This is a genomic window from Pseudomonas sp. ADAK13, from assembly GCF_012935715.1.
Classification (GTDB): domain Bacteria; phylum Pseudomonadota; class Gammaproteobacteria; order Pseudomonadales; family Pseudomonadaceae; genus Aquipseudomonas.
Genome location: NZ_CP052860.1, coordinates 4,636,802 through 4,651,284, shown reverse-complemented (window position 1 = coordinate 4,651,284; position 14,483 = coordinate 4,636,802). Strand labels below are relative to the sequence as shown.

The 14,483-nt window shown below is 61.0% G+C and carries 14 protein-coding genes; 4 read left to right on the top strand and 10 right to left on the bottom strand.

Annotated features, from left to right (window positions below; all coding sequences use genetic code 11):
• Positions 1-37 precede the first annotated feature (37 nt).
• A complete protein-coding gene (locus HKK54_RS21565) occupies positions 38-817 on the bottom strand; it encodes an acetoin reductase (RefSeq protein ID WP_169387746.1) in 780 nt (259 codons plus the stop codon).
• 190 nt (positions 818-1,007) lie between these two features.
• On the opposite strand from HKK54_RS21565, the gene HKK54_RS21560 reads away from it, so the two are divergent.
• A complete protein-coding gene (locus HKK54_RS21560; RefSeq protein WP_169387745.1) occupies positions 1,008-3,197 on the top strand; it encodes a TonB-dependent siderophore receptor in 2,190 nt (729 codons plus the stop codon).
• A 127-nt stretch (positions 3,198-3,324) separates the two neighbouring features.
• On the opposite strand, the gene HKK54_RS21555 is transcribed toward HKK54_RS21560, so the two are convergent.
• The 3 genes from HKK54_RS21555 to HKK54_RS21545 all read right to left on the bottom strand — a co-directional run bounded on the left by HKK54_RS21555 (position 3,325) and on the right by HKK54_RS21545 (position 5,858).
• Entirely contained in the window at positions 3,325-3,762 is a 438-nt protein-coding gene (locus HKK54_RS21555; RefSeq protein ID WP_010175299.1) for a carboxymuconolactone decarboxylase family protein, read from the bottom strand.
• A gap of 95 nt (positions 3,763-3,857) precedes the next feature.
• Positions 3,858-4,889 (bottom strand): catalase family peroxidase, encoded by a 1,032-nt coding sequence (locus tag HKK54_RS21550; RefSeq protein WP_169387744.1) that lies wholly within the window; start codon positions 4,887-4,889, stop codon positions 3,858-3,860.
• Between the two features lie 51 nt (positions 4,890-4,940).
• On the bottom strand, positions 4,941-5,858 hold the full coding sequence (locus HKK54_RS21545; protein WP_010175303.1) for an anti-sigma factor family protein: 918 nt from the start codon (positions 5,856-5,858) through the stop codon (positions 4,941-4,943).
• Positions 5,859-6,294: 436 nt separating this feature from the next.
• Between HKK54_RS21545 and HKK54_RS21540 the strand changes: the two genes are divergently transcribed.
• Entirely contained in the window at positions 6,295-6,834 is a 540-nt protein-coding gene (locus HKK54_RS21540; protein ID WP_010175305.1) for an RNA polymerase sigma factor, read from the top strand.
• 40 nt (positions 6,835-6,874) lie between these two features.
• Here the strand turns inward: HKK54_RS21540 and HKK54_RS21535 are convergent, their stop codons facing one another.
• Entirely contained in the window at positions 6,875-7,912 is a 1,038-nt protein-coding gene (locus HKK54_RS21535; RefSeq protein ID WP_169387743.1) for an AraC family transcriptional regulator, read from the bottom strand.
• 203 nt (positions 7,913-8,115) lie between these two features.
• Here HKK54_RS21535 and HKK54_RS21530 point away from each other — a divergent pair, with 203 nt between their 5' ends.
• Positions 8,116-9,057, top strand: a complete 942-nt coding sequence (locus HKK54_RS21530) for a SphA family protein (RefSeq protein WP_169387742.1) — start codon at positions 8,116-8,118, stop codon at positions 9,055-9,057.
• Positions 9,058-9,172: 115 nt separating this feature from the next.
• Here the strand turns inward: HKK54_RS21530 and HKK54_RS21525 are convergent, their stop codons facing one another.
• From HKK54_RS21525 to HKK54_RS21505, 5 genes are all read right to left on the bottom strand, one after another.
• Positions 9,173-10,441, bottom strand: coding sequence for a DSD1 family PLP-dependent enzyme (locus tag HKK54_RS21525; protein WP_169387741.1), 1,269 nt, complete (start codon positions 10,439-10,441; stop codon positions 9,173-9,175).
• Positions 10,441-11,769, bottom strand: a complete 1,329-nt coding sequence (locus HKK54_RS21520) for a D-arabinono-1,4-lactone oxidase (protein WP_169389324.1) — start codon at positions 11,767-11,769, stop codon at positions 10,441-10,443. Before HKK54_RS21520 ends, HKK54_RS21525 begins: the two co-directional genes overlap by 1 nt.
• Positions 11,770-11,846: 77 nt before the next feature.
• Positions 11,847-12,215 carry a c-type cytochrome gene (locus HKK54_RS21515; RefSeq protein ID WP_010175315.1) on the bottom strand — a complete coding sequence of 123 codons (369 nt, stop codon included), beginning with the start codon at positions 12,213-12,215 and terminating at the stop codon, positions 11,847-11,849.
• Positions 12,216-12,357: 142 nt separating this feature from the next.
• Positions 12,358-13,110: an outer membrane beta-barrel protein gene (locus HKK54_RS21510; RefSeq protein WP_010175317.1), complete on the bottom strand. Its 753-nt coding sequence runs from the start codon at positions 13,108-13,110 to the stop codon at positions 12,358-12,360.
• Positions 13,111-13,234: 124 nt separating this feature from the next.
• On the bottom strand, positions 13,235-14,065 hold the full coding sequence (locus tag HKK54_RS21505; RefSeq protein ID WP_169387740.1) for an arylamine N-acetyltransferase family protein: 831 nt from the start codon (positions 14,063-14,065) through the stop codon (positions 13,235-13,237).
• 158 nt (positions 14,066-14,223) lie between these two features.
• Here HKK54_RS21505 and HKK54_RS21500 point away from each other — a divergent pair, with 158 nt between their 5' ends.
• Entirely contained in the window at positions 14,224-14,469 is a 246-nt protein-coding gene (locus HKK54_RS21500) for a DUF6555 family protein (protein ID WP_010175320.1), read from the top strand.
• Positions 14,470-14,483: the final 14 nt, after the last annotated feature.

Here is a 14,483-nt window from a genome sequence, read left to right as displayed (position 1 = left end):
CACCGCTATCGCAGGCAAGCCAGCTCCCACATTTGGCTCAGCGGTACAGAATCCCGCCATCAATCAACGGCGCTTGCCCGGTCATGTAATCCGAATCCGGCCCCGCCAGGTACGATACCAACCCCGCCACATCCTCCGGCGTTTCCGCCCGGCCCAAGGCAATCCCGTCCACATACTTCTTGTACGTCGCCCCCACCTCGGCGCCGGTAATCTCGGCCATGCGCTTGTCGATCTCGACCCACATGTCTGTGCCCACCACGCCCGGGCAATAGGCGTTGACGGTAATCCCGTCACTGGCCAATTCCCTGGCTGCCGCCTGGGTCAGTGCGCGCACGGCAAACTTGGTGGCCGAGTACACCCCGAGCAAGGCGAAGCCTTCATGGCCGGCAATCGAGCAGGCGTTGATGATCTTGCCCTTCTGCTTAAGGGCCTTGAATTTCTTGCCTGCGGCCTGGATGCCCCAGAGGGTGCCCTGCACATTGATACGCAGCGTGCGGTCGACCTGTTCCGGGGTCACGTCCAGCAGCGCGTCGATTTGCGCGACGCCGGCGTTGTTGATGATGATGTCGAAGCCGCCCAGGGCCTGGTGGGCGTGTTCGACCGCCGCGACCACTTGCTCCAGCTGCGAGACATCGGCGACAAACACCGAGGCCTTGCGCCCCAGTGCCACGACCTCGGCCGCCACCGCTTCGATCTTGGCGCTGTTGATGTCCACCAACGCGATGTGGGCGCCGTCCCGTGCCAGGCGCAGGGCAATGGCCCGGCCGATGCCTTGCCCGGCGCCGGTCACCAGCGCAACTTTTCCAGCGATACTCATGACGATCTCCTTCAACGGTGAGAGAAGCCTTGTCTATCGCAGGTGCCAGGCACCGCTGTCGAGCGGCAGCAGGATCGGTGTGCGGGCTGAGACGGGATGTCTCAAAGCGAATCATTCTCGAAAACTTGTAAAACGCCGCCGTTATGCCTAGCTTATGCGCCCTCCGCTCTGCGCTCTCAGGCCTTCCCCCATGGTTTTGCGTCCTCGCCCCGCTGTCCCTTCACGTTTCGCCCTAGGCCTGCTGCTCAGTGCAGGTATCGGTAGCAGCCAGGCGGCTGACATTGAACTACCGGAAGTGAACGTTCAGGGCCAGGATGAGTCCGGCTATAACACCGACACCGCGTCGGTGGGCGGTTTCAACGAGGCGCCACTGCTTGATACGCCCGCCTCGATCGCGGTGTTCAACGAGTCGCTGATCAAGGATCAACAGGCGCGCTTGCTCAGCGAAGTGCTGCGCAACGACGCCTCGGTGGGCGACAGCTACGCGCCCATCGGCTACTACGAAAACTTCGTGGTGCGCGGCTTCTCGCTGAATGCCGCCAGCAGCTACAAGATCAACGGCCGCACCATCACCGGCGAGCAGAACGTTGCCCTGGAAAACAAGCAGCGCGTGGAGCTGCTCAAGGGATTGTCGGGTCTGCAAAGCGGGATTTCCGAGCCCAGTGGCGTGATCAATTACGTGACCAAGCGCCCGGAGGATGTGCGCTCGGTGACGGTGTCCACCGATGACCGTGGCAGTGGTTACCTGGCCACCGACGTGGGTGGCTGGTTTGGCAGCGAGCAGCAGTTCGGCCTGCGCGCCAACGTGGCCCATGAAGACCTCAATTCCTATGTCGAACATGCCAATGGCCACCGGGATTTCCTGTCCCTGGCGTTCGACTGGAACATCAGCCCCGACGCGGTCTTGCAACTGGACGCGGAGTATCAGAACAAGCAGCAGCGCTCGGTGCCGGGCTATCAGTTACTGGGCGGGACCGAGGTGCCGCACAACGCATCGCCGAAAAAACTGCTGGGGCATCAGAGCGGCGCGAACCAGGTGGGGATCGATTCGCTGAACCTCAATGGCAAGTTTGAGTACCGCTTCAATGACCAATGGAAAGGCAGCGTGAGCGCGGCGCGCAGCAAGGTGGTGATTGATGATTACAGTTCGTTTGCGTGGGGCTGCTATGGGTCCACGAGCTGTGCCGGCGCCACGGTGCCGAACTACTTCAGCCCGGAAGGCAATTACGACATCTATGACTTCCGCAGCCCAGATGACACTCGGCGCGATGATGAAATTCAGGCGGCGATGACGGGGTTGTTCAACACCGGTGGATGGGGGCATGAGTTGACGTTCGGCAGCAGTGCGTTTCGCCGGGTAGTGGATCAGCGCGATCCGATTAACGTTGCCCGGAACATACTGCCCGACGGCACCGTACTGGGAACGGGCAATATCGACAATGATCCTGAGCAATTTCCAGCCTACGACGGCCCGCTCAACCCCAGCCACCGACGCCTCGACAGCCGTCAATACGGCCTGTTCCTGACCGACAACATCAGTTTCAATGAACAATGGCAAACCGTGTTGGGCGGCCGTGAAGTTCGCCTTGATGAGCACGCCTACGACGCCAATGGTGATGAGTCGCGCCACACCCAGCAGTATGTGTTCCTGCCCCAGGCGGCGCTGATCTATAAACCGATCGAAAACCTGTCGCTCTATACCAGCTACAGCAAAGGCCTGTCCCTGGGCGGCACCGCTCCGTGGTTCGCCAGCAACCCCTTCGAAACCCTCGCTCCAACCGTCTCTCGCCAGATCGAAGCCGGTGTGAAATACGACTGGCGCCGCATCAGCTTCGCCGCCGCCCTCTTCCAGACGCGCCAGGCCTATCAATACGCCAGGCCCGACGACGCAGGAACGTTCACCTACGTGCAACAAGGCGAACAGAAGAACACCGGCCTGGAATTATCGGCCAACGGCTGGGCCACCCAACGCTTGCAGATTGCCGCCAGCGTCGCAGCAATTCGCGCGCGGGTGACGGGCAGCGGTACACCGGAATACGAAGGCCATCAGGCGATCAACGTGCCGAAGCTGCGGGCGAGTGTGTATGCCGATTACGCCCTGCCCTGGGTCGACGGCCTGGCGTTGCTGGGCGGCGTGCAATACAGCGCCAGCAAGTACGCCAATCGCACCGGTGATGTGGAAGTGGGCGACTACGCCATCGTCAATGTCGGCAGCCGCTACACCACCAGGCTCGATGGCTATGAAACGGTGTTCCGCCTGAGCGTCGACAACCTGTTCGACAAGCGTTACTGGCGCGATACCGGCGAATACCTGGGGGATGACTACCTGTTCCAGGGCGCGCCGTTGACGGCGCGCTTGAGTGCAACAGTTAACTTCTAAAGCGGCTTGCAGGAGCCGGGCTTGCCCGCGATGCAGGCAGCGCGGTCTGCCTGCTACACCTCAGCGATCCCATCGCAGCCTCGCTGGGGCTCGACAGCTCCCACACTGGATCTGCTTCGTTTTTTGATTACTTGGGCATCTTGCGAAAGCCCACCGCCAGGCGGTTCCAGCTGTTGATGGTGGCAATCGCCACGCTCAGGTCGACTTGCTCCTGGGCGCTGAAATGGGCGGCCAGTTCGGTGAAGTCTTCATCCGGCGCGTGGGTGTGGCTGATCAGGGTCAGGCTTTCAGCCCAGGCCAGCGCGGCGCGTTCGCGGGGGGTGAAGAACGGCGTTTCACGCCAGGCCGAGACGGTGTACAGGCGACGCTCGGTTTCACCCCCCTTGCGGGCGTCGGCGGTGTGCATGTCGAGGCAGAAGGCGCAGCCGTTGATCTGCGACACACGCAGGCGCACCAGTTCCAGCAGCGGCAGTTCGATGGACAGTTTGCCGACGGCGGCTTCCAGGGCGAGCATGGCTTTCATGGCGTCCGGGGAGGCGGTGTAGAAGTCGGTGCGAGTTTGCATGGTGGTACTCCAGAGCAGTGGGGATTGGTGTCTAGAGTAGTGAGCCGGGCGCGTTGGACAAATAGCCAATCCGGGGGAAGATCAGGTAGCCAATCTCAGTGCCCGGCTTGCTCCGCGACCCGCCGCTTGTGGGACTCGGCATACGCGGCCTCGCGGGCCAGCAGCAAAGGGTCGTCGGAGGGTTCGATCCCTGCCGGCAATTCAAGCGGGTTGAAGTCGATATCGCGGCAGGCGCCGTCGATCTGCGGTTGTTGGCGGTCGATCACCAGCACGCCGGCGTCGATCTGCCGACGCTGCTCTTCGGGCCAGCGCAGGGTGGCGTCGGTGGTGGGGTCGCCGGGTTCCGCCAGGGTGATCATCAGGTGCCAGCGCGCCGGCGACTGCGCGACCCGATGGGCAAAACCAAACGCCAGGAAGTCCGGGTCGCTGCCCTCGGCTGCGGTCATCGGTGTGTAGGCCGTTTCGGGCACCATGCTCCAGCGCACAAACCGCACCTGACCGTGGGCGTTGGTCATGCGGAACGCATTCACGCTATAGAACGCGGTGTTGTCGAAACCGGACGATGCGGGATGGTCTGCCAGCCAGGCTTCGAACGGTTGAATCTCCGGATGCGCCTGCTTGAAGGCGTTCATCTTCTGCGGGTCGGGGCCGCTGCCGCCGTACTCCGGCATCGAGGCCCGCAACTGCTCGTAGAGGCCTTCGGGCGTGTTGACCGGGAACACCGGCACCGAATTCATCGCGGTGTACCAGGTTTGGCCGTCGGCGCCGGTGAGGCTCAGGGCCATGCTGCGGATCATGCCATGGGCATCGGCCTGGGCCGGGTCGCCCCCGGCGGCAGACAGCCGGCCGAGCACCGGTACGCTGCCGCGCTGTAACACCTGGGCGCTGGAGATCTCTACCGCCTGACCACTGCTTTCAAACCTGCCGGTGATGCACAAGCCCTTGGCATGGTTGCGCCGGAATCCGGGATGGGCCCGACCGGCCGCCGCTTCCATCTCATCGACGATTTGTGCCGCAGTGGGTGACGGGGAAAACGTGGAGGCCAGCCACCCCGCGTGATAGCCCCAGGTACCGAGGGCAAGGGTGACAGCTGCGAGGGGGAACATCAGACGATGGCGCTTTTTCATCAAACTACCTGGAACCGCAGCATTGGGATCCAATGCTCGATCCCGGTACTGTCATTTCTGGATATCAGCGACCCACAGTGGTGTGCGGGAAACCGCGAACAACTGGCCGGCCGTGCGGTCTGCGACAAGCCGCGCCACAGCCTTGAGGTCCACGCCTTCTGGCTCGCCGATCAGCGCGTAGCCCAGCTCAGACTGGCGCCAGGTAACAACGTTCATTTGTGCCACGCTTTGCTGCGTCAGGGACTGGTCCGGCTTGGGTTCCTTCATCACGCACAGGGCAACCGGTGCACCGTTCTCGGGCAGGTAGACCAGCTGGATCAGCGCCTTGTTGTTGAAGCGCAGGCGTTGCACACGTTTGAAGGTCAGCCCGGCGGAACTCAGGTCCGGCACGCGCAGCGCAAGGCCGTCGACCTCGCGAATATCGGCCAGGGTCTTGGTCACCACATCGGTCGGCTGGGCGCCGTAGTCCACGGTCTCACGGGTATAAAGATGCTGGTAGGCAGCCGCCTGCTGAACCCATGGCAAGGTCTGGGCAACGGCGGGCGCGGTGGCGTCAAAACCGGGCTTGAGCACGCCATTGAGCACACCCACTTGCAGCACCAGCGCATAGCAGGCGGCACCGGCGGCGAAGGTCAGGGCCATCCATGCAAATTTAGGTCGGGACTGGCCGAACAAGCGGGCAAAAACGCTGTCTTTTCTAGCAGCCACGGGGGCAGACGCCGGCGCGGTGGTCTGGGCAGCCGAATGCTGAGCCGCCAGGGCCGCAATATTGAGCTTCAGGCTCTCGGGCACCGGCGGCAGTTTCTGCCGGGCAAACGCTTCCTCATAAGGCAGGCAGGAAGCCATCAACCGGGAGACGCGCTGGGCCAAATCCGGCGAAGCGTCCATAAGCCGCTCAAGCTCCTGGTTCTGTTGCGGCGTCAGTTCGCCGTCAACATAGGCCATAAGCAGGGCATCGTCCGCTACCATTGGGTCATCACTCCATTTATTCATCATGACTACGTTACGTGATCTCGGCCTTGTGGGCCAATGCGGCTGGTCAGCGGGTAGCTAGAAGCCATCATATTGATATCAATCATCGCCTTGCAACAACTGGAAACACTAAAAGGCAAACCGAAAATACTTTAAAACAGGAGCAAATACTCTAAGACAACACTTGGAATTCGAAAATATTCCCTCGGTCGTTTAAATATTATATGTTTCATCTTGTGTCTGTATCTTTCCCGTGACAATGGCACAATAATTTGTTGGCCCGCTTTGTGCTATGCACCCAATATCGCTGTTCTGCACGCGCTTTCCAGGATCCTCAGCAACGCAAAGGACGCCCAGACATTGGCATCCGCTACGGCATGACCTCGTAGCCTGACCGCTCCATTTTAGGCATCACGAAATAATAAGAGGAAATATGTCGATCACCGGTGCAGATTTACCCGCACTGCTGCCAGAACTGCTGCCGCGCCTGTGGGCGTTCGCGTTGCGGATTTCGGGCGACAAACACGATGCCGAGGATCTGGTCCAGCTTGCCTGTGTGCGTGCCTTGGAACGCTCCCATCAATTGCAGCCCGACACCTCGGTGTTGAGCTGGATGTTTTCGATTGTCCACTCCACCTGGATCAATGAACTGCGTTCACGCAAGGTGCGCAGCCGCTCGCGCATGGACTGGAACGACGAGTTCCTCGAAACCGTCAGCGACCCCGAAGCCCCCAACCCGGAGTCCGACCTGATGCACCGGCAGATTCTCGAGGCCGTGCACAAGCTGCCCGAAGGCCAGCGCGAGGTGATGTTGCTGGTGGGCGTGGAACGCTTCAGCTACAAGGAAGCCGCCGAAATGCTCGAATTGCCGATCGGCACCGTAATGAGCCGGTTGTCGCGGGCGCGTCAGGCGATCGGCGCGCTTTTTGATTCGCCGAAAAGCAAACCTTTGCGCGCTCGCTCAGACGCGTAATCAACACCTCCATGGCGTCCTGAAGGGACCACCCCAGGGATCACGCCAGCCCGCTTCCCTCCCCCCGAAACGCACTGGGGCTCAGCCCGGTCCAGCGCTTAAATGCCCGCCGAAAACTGCGCACATCGCTATAGCCCACTTCCTCGGTAATACGCTCGATGGACAACCCCGGATTGCTCAGCAACCCCATGGTTCGTGCCCGCCGTACCTGCTCCAGCAAACCTTCAAACGTCAGCCCGTGCTCGGTCAGCCGCCGCCGCAAGGTGCGCCCGCTCATGTTCAAGTCACCGGCGACCTTTTCCAGCTGGCTACCTTGCAGATCGCGGGAAATCGCGCGCTCCACCGCCTGGATCAAATCCATTTTCTGGTGCAGTTGGGCGCTTTCCAGCTCGAGTAATTCCAGGGCCTGGCGCAAGGCCAGCGCATGGTGATTGGGCAAGCGCACGTCCAGCCAGTGGCTGGCCAGGACCATACGGTTATGCAGGCAGCCAAAGCGCACATCCGCGCCAAACAGCTGGTGATAGTCGGCGACATAGGTGGGCGCAGCGTGGATAAATTCGACGCGCAGCGGCATGAAGCCCTCGCCCACCAAGGCCCGGCCATACACCATCAGGCTGGCGAAGAATTCCTCTGCGGCAAACACCTGTACTTCGGCGTAGGGCAGCAGGCATTCGATATCGACGAAAACTTCCTGGGCGCCCTCATGGGTGCGTGAGGTGGCGATGCCGCCGGAGGTGTGCTGATGGCGTTCGCCAATGGCAAAGGCATCGCGCAGGGTCTTGCACAGTGAAATCACATGCCCGAGCAGGCCCAGGGTACCGAGTACGTTCTGATGGCCCACCCACAGGCCCAGCCCCTGATCGGGCAACACCTTGAGGGCACGCTGGATCATCGCGACCGCCTGGCGATAGGAAATCCGCTGGGCCGGGTCGTCCAGGTCAGCCAGGGTAAACCCCAGGCCACGGCACAGGTGCTCGGCACTCGCACCCTTTTGCGCGACCACTTGTCCGAGGGTTTGCAGCAAAAATGGCGAGACCAGGGCCAGGTCATAGTGCGGATCAACGGCTTTCCTTTGCATGGATCTTCGATTCCCGACTGAGTGCTTCAGTTCTTGTTTTTGAAACATCCTGACAATCATAGGCGCTTGCAAGAGGCGCTGCACTCTGGATGAAAGCTGTCCGCCAAAGTCCCCCTATATGGCCGCCAATACCCTGCCCCGCCGGGCGCTCAGGGCTTATTTCTATAGGCAGCGTCGCCCTGATAATAATAATGAGCCCAGACATGAACACGACCCGTGCGTTTTACCCCGTGCAACTCGCCCTGTTGACCCTCATCAGCCTGCCGGCCCAGGCCACCGAAGGCGGCGTCGACAACATCGGCCCCGGCACCGACGGCTTCTATATCCTGCCGCTGGACGTGAACAACCTGCCGGACCATATGTTCGCCTTCAACATTTACTACAACCATTACGAAGCCAAAAAGCTCGATATCAGCTCCCTGGGCGGCAAGGTGCCGGATGTGAAGATCAAGTCCGACGCGATCATCCCGCGCCTGGATTACCTCAGCCCGCTGCGGGTATTCGGTGGGCGCCTGGGGGGTTACATCGCCCAGCCGTACCTGAAACAACAGGTGTCGCTGTTCGGCATGTCCGACACCCGCGAGAGCATGGGCGACACCACGCTGGCGCCGATCATTCTCTGGGACCTGGGCACGAACCTGACCGTGGGTACCGCCCTGGAAATCACCCTGCCCACCGGCGAATACGACGCCTCGCGCCTGGCCAATACCAGCAACAATTTCTACACCTACAAGCCGCTGGTGTCGGCGACCTGGATGCCCAACGAACGCACCGAGCTGTCGATCAAGACCACCTACAGCTTCAACAAGGAAAACCCCGACACCCATTACCGTTCGGGGCAGATTTTCCACTTCGATTATTCCGCCAGCTACAAGGTCACCGACAACCTCAGCCTGGGGGTCAACGGCTACTACCTCAAGCAGACCACCGACGATAAGCAGTACGGGCACACGGTGGTGAATATCTACGGCGAAGACGTCGACGACGGGGTCAAGGGCCAGGTGTTTGCGATAGGTCCTGCGGTGTATTTCACCTTCCTCAAGTACGCCAGTGCGGAAGTGCGCTGGGCCAAGGAATTTGATGTGCAGAACCGCCCGGAAGGCGACATGTTGTGGGCGAAGTTGACGATTCCGTTTGCCCTGTAAACCCGATTAAAGATGTGGGAGCTGGCTTGCCTGCGATGCAGGCAACTCGGTTTTCAGTGATACCGAGGTGATGCTATCGCAGGCAAGCCCGCTCCCACATGTTGATCGGGTTTCTTCAGCTGTAGACCGGCCAGGTATCGACGATTTTTCCGCCGCGTACCGCCAGCAAATCGCCGAACTGCAACAGCACAAACTCACTCTGGGTCGGGCGCAAAAACACCTGGTCCTCCACGTTCAGCCCCACCTTGGGCGAACCATTGACCATCTCCTGATTGGAGCTGCGCCCGTACAAGTCATTACTCTGCAATCCCTTGGGCGATTCAAATTCAGCCATCCAGTTGCCCCCGTAGATAAAGAACGTGGCGCGCTGGTTTGCATCCCACCACGAGAACAACCGCGACTTGCCATCCAGCGCCGGAATGTCCACCGGCCCGGCGCTTTTCAACACGGGCGTGGCGATATAAGCCGCCGGCAGGTGTTCACTCAGCGACGGCAAGTCATAGTGGGTCGGCTTGAGCAGCGCCGTGCCCACCGACACCTCGCTGCTGAGTTTTTCCTGCTCGTGAATGCGATAACTTGGGCTGCCCGCCGTGTTCAACGTGAGCCCGTCACGCCACAGCGGCGCAAAGTGCTGGCGGGTGTAATCCACATAGCCGTTGTAGCGCTGCATGACCTTCTCGAACAAATCCTGGGGCGAACCCAGAATGCCCGGCACTCCCATGCCCACAAACGGGTCGTACCCCATGAACCCGCTGAATTCCAGCTGCTGCGGATGCGCGCTGATCAGCGTCAGCATCTGCCCCAGCACCGCGTTGTCGCTGATGCCGCCGCGATGCAGGCCCACATCCAGCTCGATATTGACCCGCAGCTTCGTGCCCAGGCCCTGGGCCAGCGCCAGGTATTGCTGCAAGCGTTCGGGGGTGTCCAGCAGCCATTGCAACTGCCGGGACGGGTCGAAGGGGCCTTTGTGGGTTTGGTAAAACAGCTCGGCCGAACGCACCGGCAACGGCTTGCCCAGCAGGATATCGGCATCAGGAAAGACCTGGGCATCGTGGTTCAGAAACGGCTGGTGAAACGACATCAGGCGTTGGGTGCCGGCACGCTTGGCGATGTAGGCCAGCAGCCCTGGCGAGGGCAAAGATTTCTCCACCAGCCGCAGGTGTTTGCCGCCACGTTGTACCGACTGCATCACCACATCGATGTTGTGGTCCAGCCGGTCGAGGTCAATCAGCATCACCGGGCGCATCGGGCCATGGGCCTTGAGTTCCTGATTCAGGCTGCGAAAGTACTCGGTGTACGGGCTGCCCCGGTCGCCCGGCCGGAGCAAAATCGCACCGCCTACCAGCAACACACCGGTGCCGAGCATGAAATGTCTGCGGTTCATCAGGCCACTCCCAAAATCGATGACAGGTGCGCATTAAGGAATTTGCCGCTGGGGTCCAGCTCGCGGCGCACCCGGGTGAACTCTTCCCAGCGCGGGTACAACGGCTGCAAGGTGCGCGCATTGAGGGTGTGCAACTTGCCCCAGTGCGGGCGGCCGGCGTATTTCCAGAAGATCGGTTCCACGGCGGCGAAGAAGTTGTGGTGGTCCATGGTGTAGTGCTGATGCACGGAGATCGAACAGCTGTCGCGGCCCTCGAACATGCTCAGCGGAATGTCGTCGGCCTTGACGTAGCGGTACTCGATGGGAAACCAGGTACGCAGGTCCTTGTCGTTGATCAACTTGAGGATTTCCCGCAGGCAGGCCGGACCGTGTTCGGCGGGCACCGAATATTCCATCTCGTTGAAGCGCACATTGCGCACGTTGGCGTACACCTGGTACGACTCGGCGACGCGGTCTTCGAAGCTGGCGAAAAACCGCAGGCTGTTGAGCAAGGTGCGCCGGGCGTCGGGGAAATCACTGCCGTATTTGTCGAGCTTTTCGATGATCGACACAAACTCGTTGCCGCCCGCCTCGGCCGGGTCGATGGGCGGGGTTTCGGGGTCGGTGGTTTCATTCAGGGCGATGGACAGCGCGTAGTCGGAATGGGTCACCACGAGCATTTCCCAGTGCTGGTTTTCCCGGGTGTTTTTCCCTACGTCCTCCAGCAATTCTTCGGTCTTGGCGATCCACTGGCGCTCCCGCAGGCGGTACGGCGTGCGGTTTTGCAAACGCACCCGGGTGGCCACGCCGAGGGCGCCGAGGGATACCCGGGCGGCGCTGAACACTTCAGGGTGATGGTGGGCGTCACAATCCAGAACCTCGCCCTGGGCCGTCACCAGTTGCAGGCCGGTGACGCAACCGGAATAAGAGGTGAAGCCCACGCCGGTGCCATGGGTAGAGGTGGAGATCGCCCCGGCCAAGGTCTGGTAATCGATATCCGCCATGTTCGGCAGCGCCTGGCCGACGTCTTTCAAGGCCTGGCCCATGCGCGACATCGGTGTGCCGGCGGCGAAGGTCGCCTGCAAGGTGTGCGGGTCATGCTCCAGCAGGCCGTTGAAATAGCTCAGGGACAGCAGCGTGCCGTCGGTGGGCACCAGGGCACTGAACGAATGGCCCGAGCCCACCGGCCGCACTTTTCCCGGTGCCTGGCCGATGACCTGCACCAGTTCGTCGAGGGTCTTGGGTGCCAGCCGCGCCAGGGGCAGGCAGGTTTGCGCCCCCGACCAGTTGCGCCACGGAATCAGCCGTGGTGCCCGGGCCAGTTGGGCCAGCACCGGGTTACTGGTCAATGCCATGAACGCGCCGGCTACCGCGCCGCGTTGCAATAATTCTCGCCGTGAAAGCCCCATCGCCTACCCCGTTATTCTTATTGGATGTGTTGACCCGACATAAAACTGATCAGCCCCAGGAATTGCTCTTCGGAGCACTGCACGCACAGGCCCATGGGTGGCATGCCGTTGTAACCGTTGATGGTGTGGTCCAGCAGGGTGTCCGGGCCCTGGGCGATGCGCGGGCTCCAGGCCGGGCCGTCGCCGGTCAGCGGCGCGCCGGAGGCCGGGTTGGCGTGGCACAGCTTGCAACTGGTGTCGTAGACCTGGGCCAGGGCTGCGTCGCCGGGCATGGCATTGGCCGCCGTGGCGCGTTCGGGGGGATGTTTCGGTTTGTCGCCGCAGGCTGTCAGCAGGCAGGTCACGGCCAGCAGCAGACTGATGCGACGGGGGTTGATTGCCCGCATAGCCACCCTCTCTCTTATTGTGTGAAAGCGTGATCCACACTAAGGCAGCCAGGGCGCGGCGTTGAGGGTATTGGGGGACAGAAAGGGGGGCTTGGGCGGACAGTCAAAGGTGGGGGTTGGCCCCCCACCCGCGCAACAGGTGTTAGAACGCTATACCGACCTTGAACCCATACTCGTCACGCTTGAGCTTGGTGTTGTCGGCCACGTAGGAGTCGCCGTCGAGCTTGTACTCGGTGCGGGTGTAGTACAGGCCCGCCATCACCGGCAGGTCGCCTTTCTGGTTCATCAGCAGGCTGACTTCGGCGTACGGGTTGGTGCGGTCCTTGAGGTCCACGGTGTCGCTGCCGATGCCGTCGACCTTGAGCTTGGCGCGGCCATCAATGGTACGGCGGGCGCCCAGTTCAACGCGCATGGTCATGTCATCGAACTGGTGGTTGTAACCCAGTGCAGCCTTGGCGAACGGCGATTTGTTGGTGAGCTTCATGTCGTAGTCGCCCGAGTCCGGCTCGTAGCGGGTCCAGCTGTAGCCGCCACCCACCAGCACGTCGACGAAGTTGCGCGCATCCAGCGCGGCGCGCCAGCCGAGGTCGAGGTCGGCCTGGCCTTCCTTGAGCTTGTTGTCGCTCTTTTCGCCGTACTTGGCTTCGATACCGGCCTGATAGATAAAGCCCGACTCGGCCGTCAGCTTGTTGCCGAAGTTGTAGAACAGACCGGCTTCAGGCATGTGGTCCTTGTCGCTTTCGCTACCGCCTTCCAGCTTGAAGTCGTTGTAGCTGCCAAGGATCCCGAAGGTGGAAATCGGGTCAGTCGGCGCCGCCGCGAACACCACACCCGGTGCAGCGATCAGGGCCAGGACCGAGGAATTCTTGAGGATTTTTCCGAATAGTTTGGACATCGTTTTACGTCTCCATTGTAGGTGGCAAATTATTCAGGAAACGGTTCGAACCCTCGCTTTGGCGAAAGGTTCGAATTAATTTGCACCTTTTTTCGAGGTAAAACGGTTCAGCGAAGGCTCTATATCAAGCCTCTTGGACGGGAGCCAGCAAACGCTCGAGAATGGGCCGCAACTGTGGATGCTCCGGCAGCCGAATGCCAAAGCTGGCTTGCAACAGGCCCAGCAGCTCATCCACGTCCTCGATTGCACGCTTTTCACTGGCCCGGTCCAGGTAGTGAATCGCGTACTGGCCGTTGTTCAACGTGCGACGAAATCCCGGGCCAATCAGTGCGACTTTCAACTGGCCGAGGAATGGCGAATCAGGGTGGGTGGAGACGTACCAATTGCCGATTTCGTAGTCGAAACGTGACTGCACCTGCAGGTCGAACACATACAAGCCGCGCCACTCACCGGCGACCTGCGCCCACAGGGTGTAACTGCCTTCGTTCAGGCTCAGGCGATAGGGTTCATGGGCGGTGGCCTGGGTGGCGTCGGTGTCCAGTTGCAGCGGGCTGGTAGGCACCATGCCACCAAAGCCGACATCGCTGATGTAACGCACACCGTCCAGGGTCACCAGGCTCAGGCGATGGGTGCGCGCCGTGAGTGCATCCGGCGGGCCGCCCATCACCACGCGGCCGGTAATGCCCCGCGCGTCGAAGCCCAACTCCTGCAGCAAGGCCAGGAACATCTGGTTCAACTCGTAGCAATAACCACCCCGCCCGTCGAACAGGACTTTCTGCTCGACGCTCGGCAAGTCGATCGGCACCGGGGCATGCAGCAGGGTCGACAGGCTTTCAAACGCGAAGGTGCTGACGTGGCGCAACTGCAAATCCTGCAGGGTTTGCAGGGTCGGCGGTGGCGGCGTGTCGTAGCCCAAACGTTGCAGGTACAAAAGGCTGTGGGTCAGCTCTGGCATGACGCGATCCTGGCGTGGGTGGCAAAGACATCACTAATACCCCGAAGGCGGTTGTTTGCCAATTGTGATTTGAATCAAACACAAGCCCTGTGATGCAGAAACTTTCTGAACCTTTCTGAACGGTTTCATATCCATTCACTACAAGACAGGGAGGCATCATGAGTACCGCGACGATCTACACCATCCACTACTTGCTACACGGCGAACCGAAAACCTTTGTGGTGCGTGCCGAGATCATGAACAACGCCGAAGCCTGGCATTGGGCGGCCGTTGACGCCGACATTGCCCATGTGGGGCGCATTGGCCGACCGGGTCACGAGCGGGTGAAAAAGACCACTCGGCCCTGGGCGGAGAAATTTGGCATCACCGAGGTGACATGGACAGCCCCGAAACGGCTTGGCTGAAAAAAAGCCCCGCA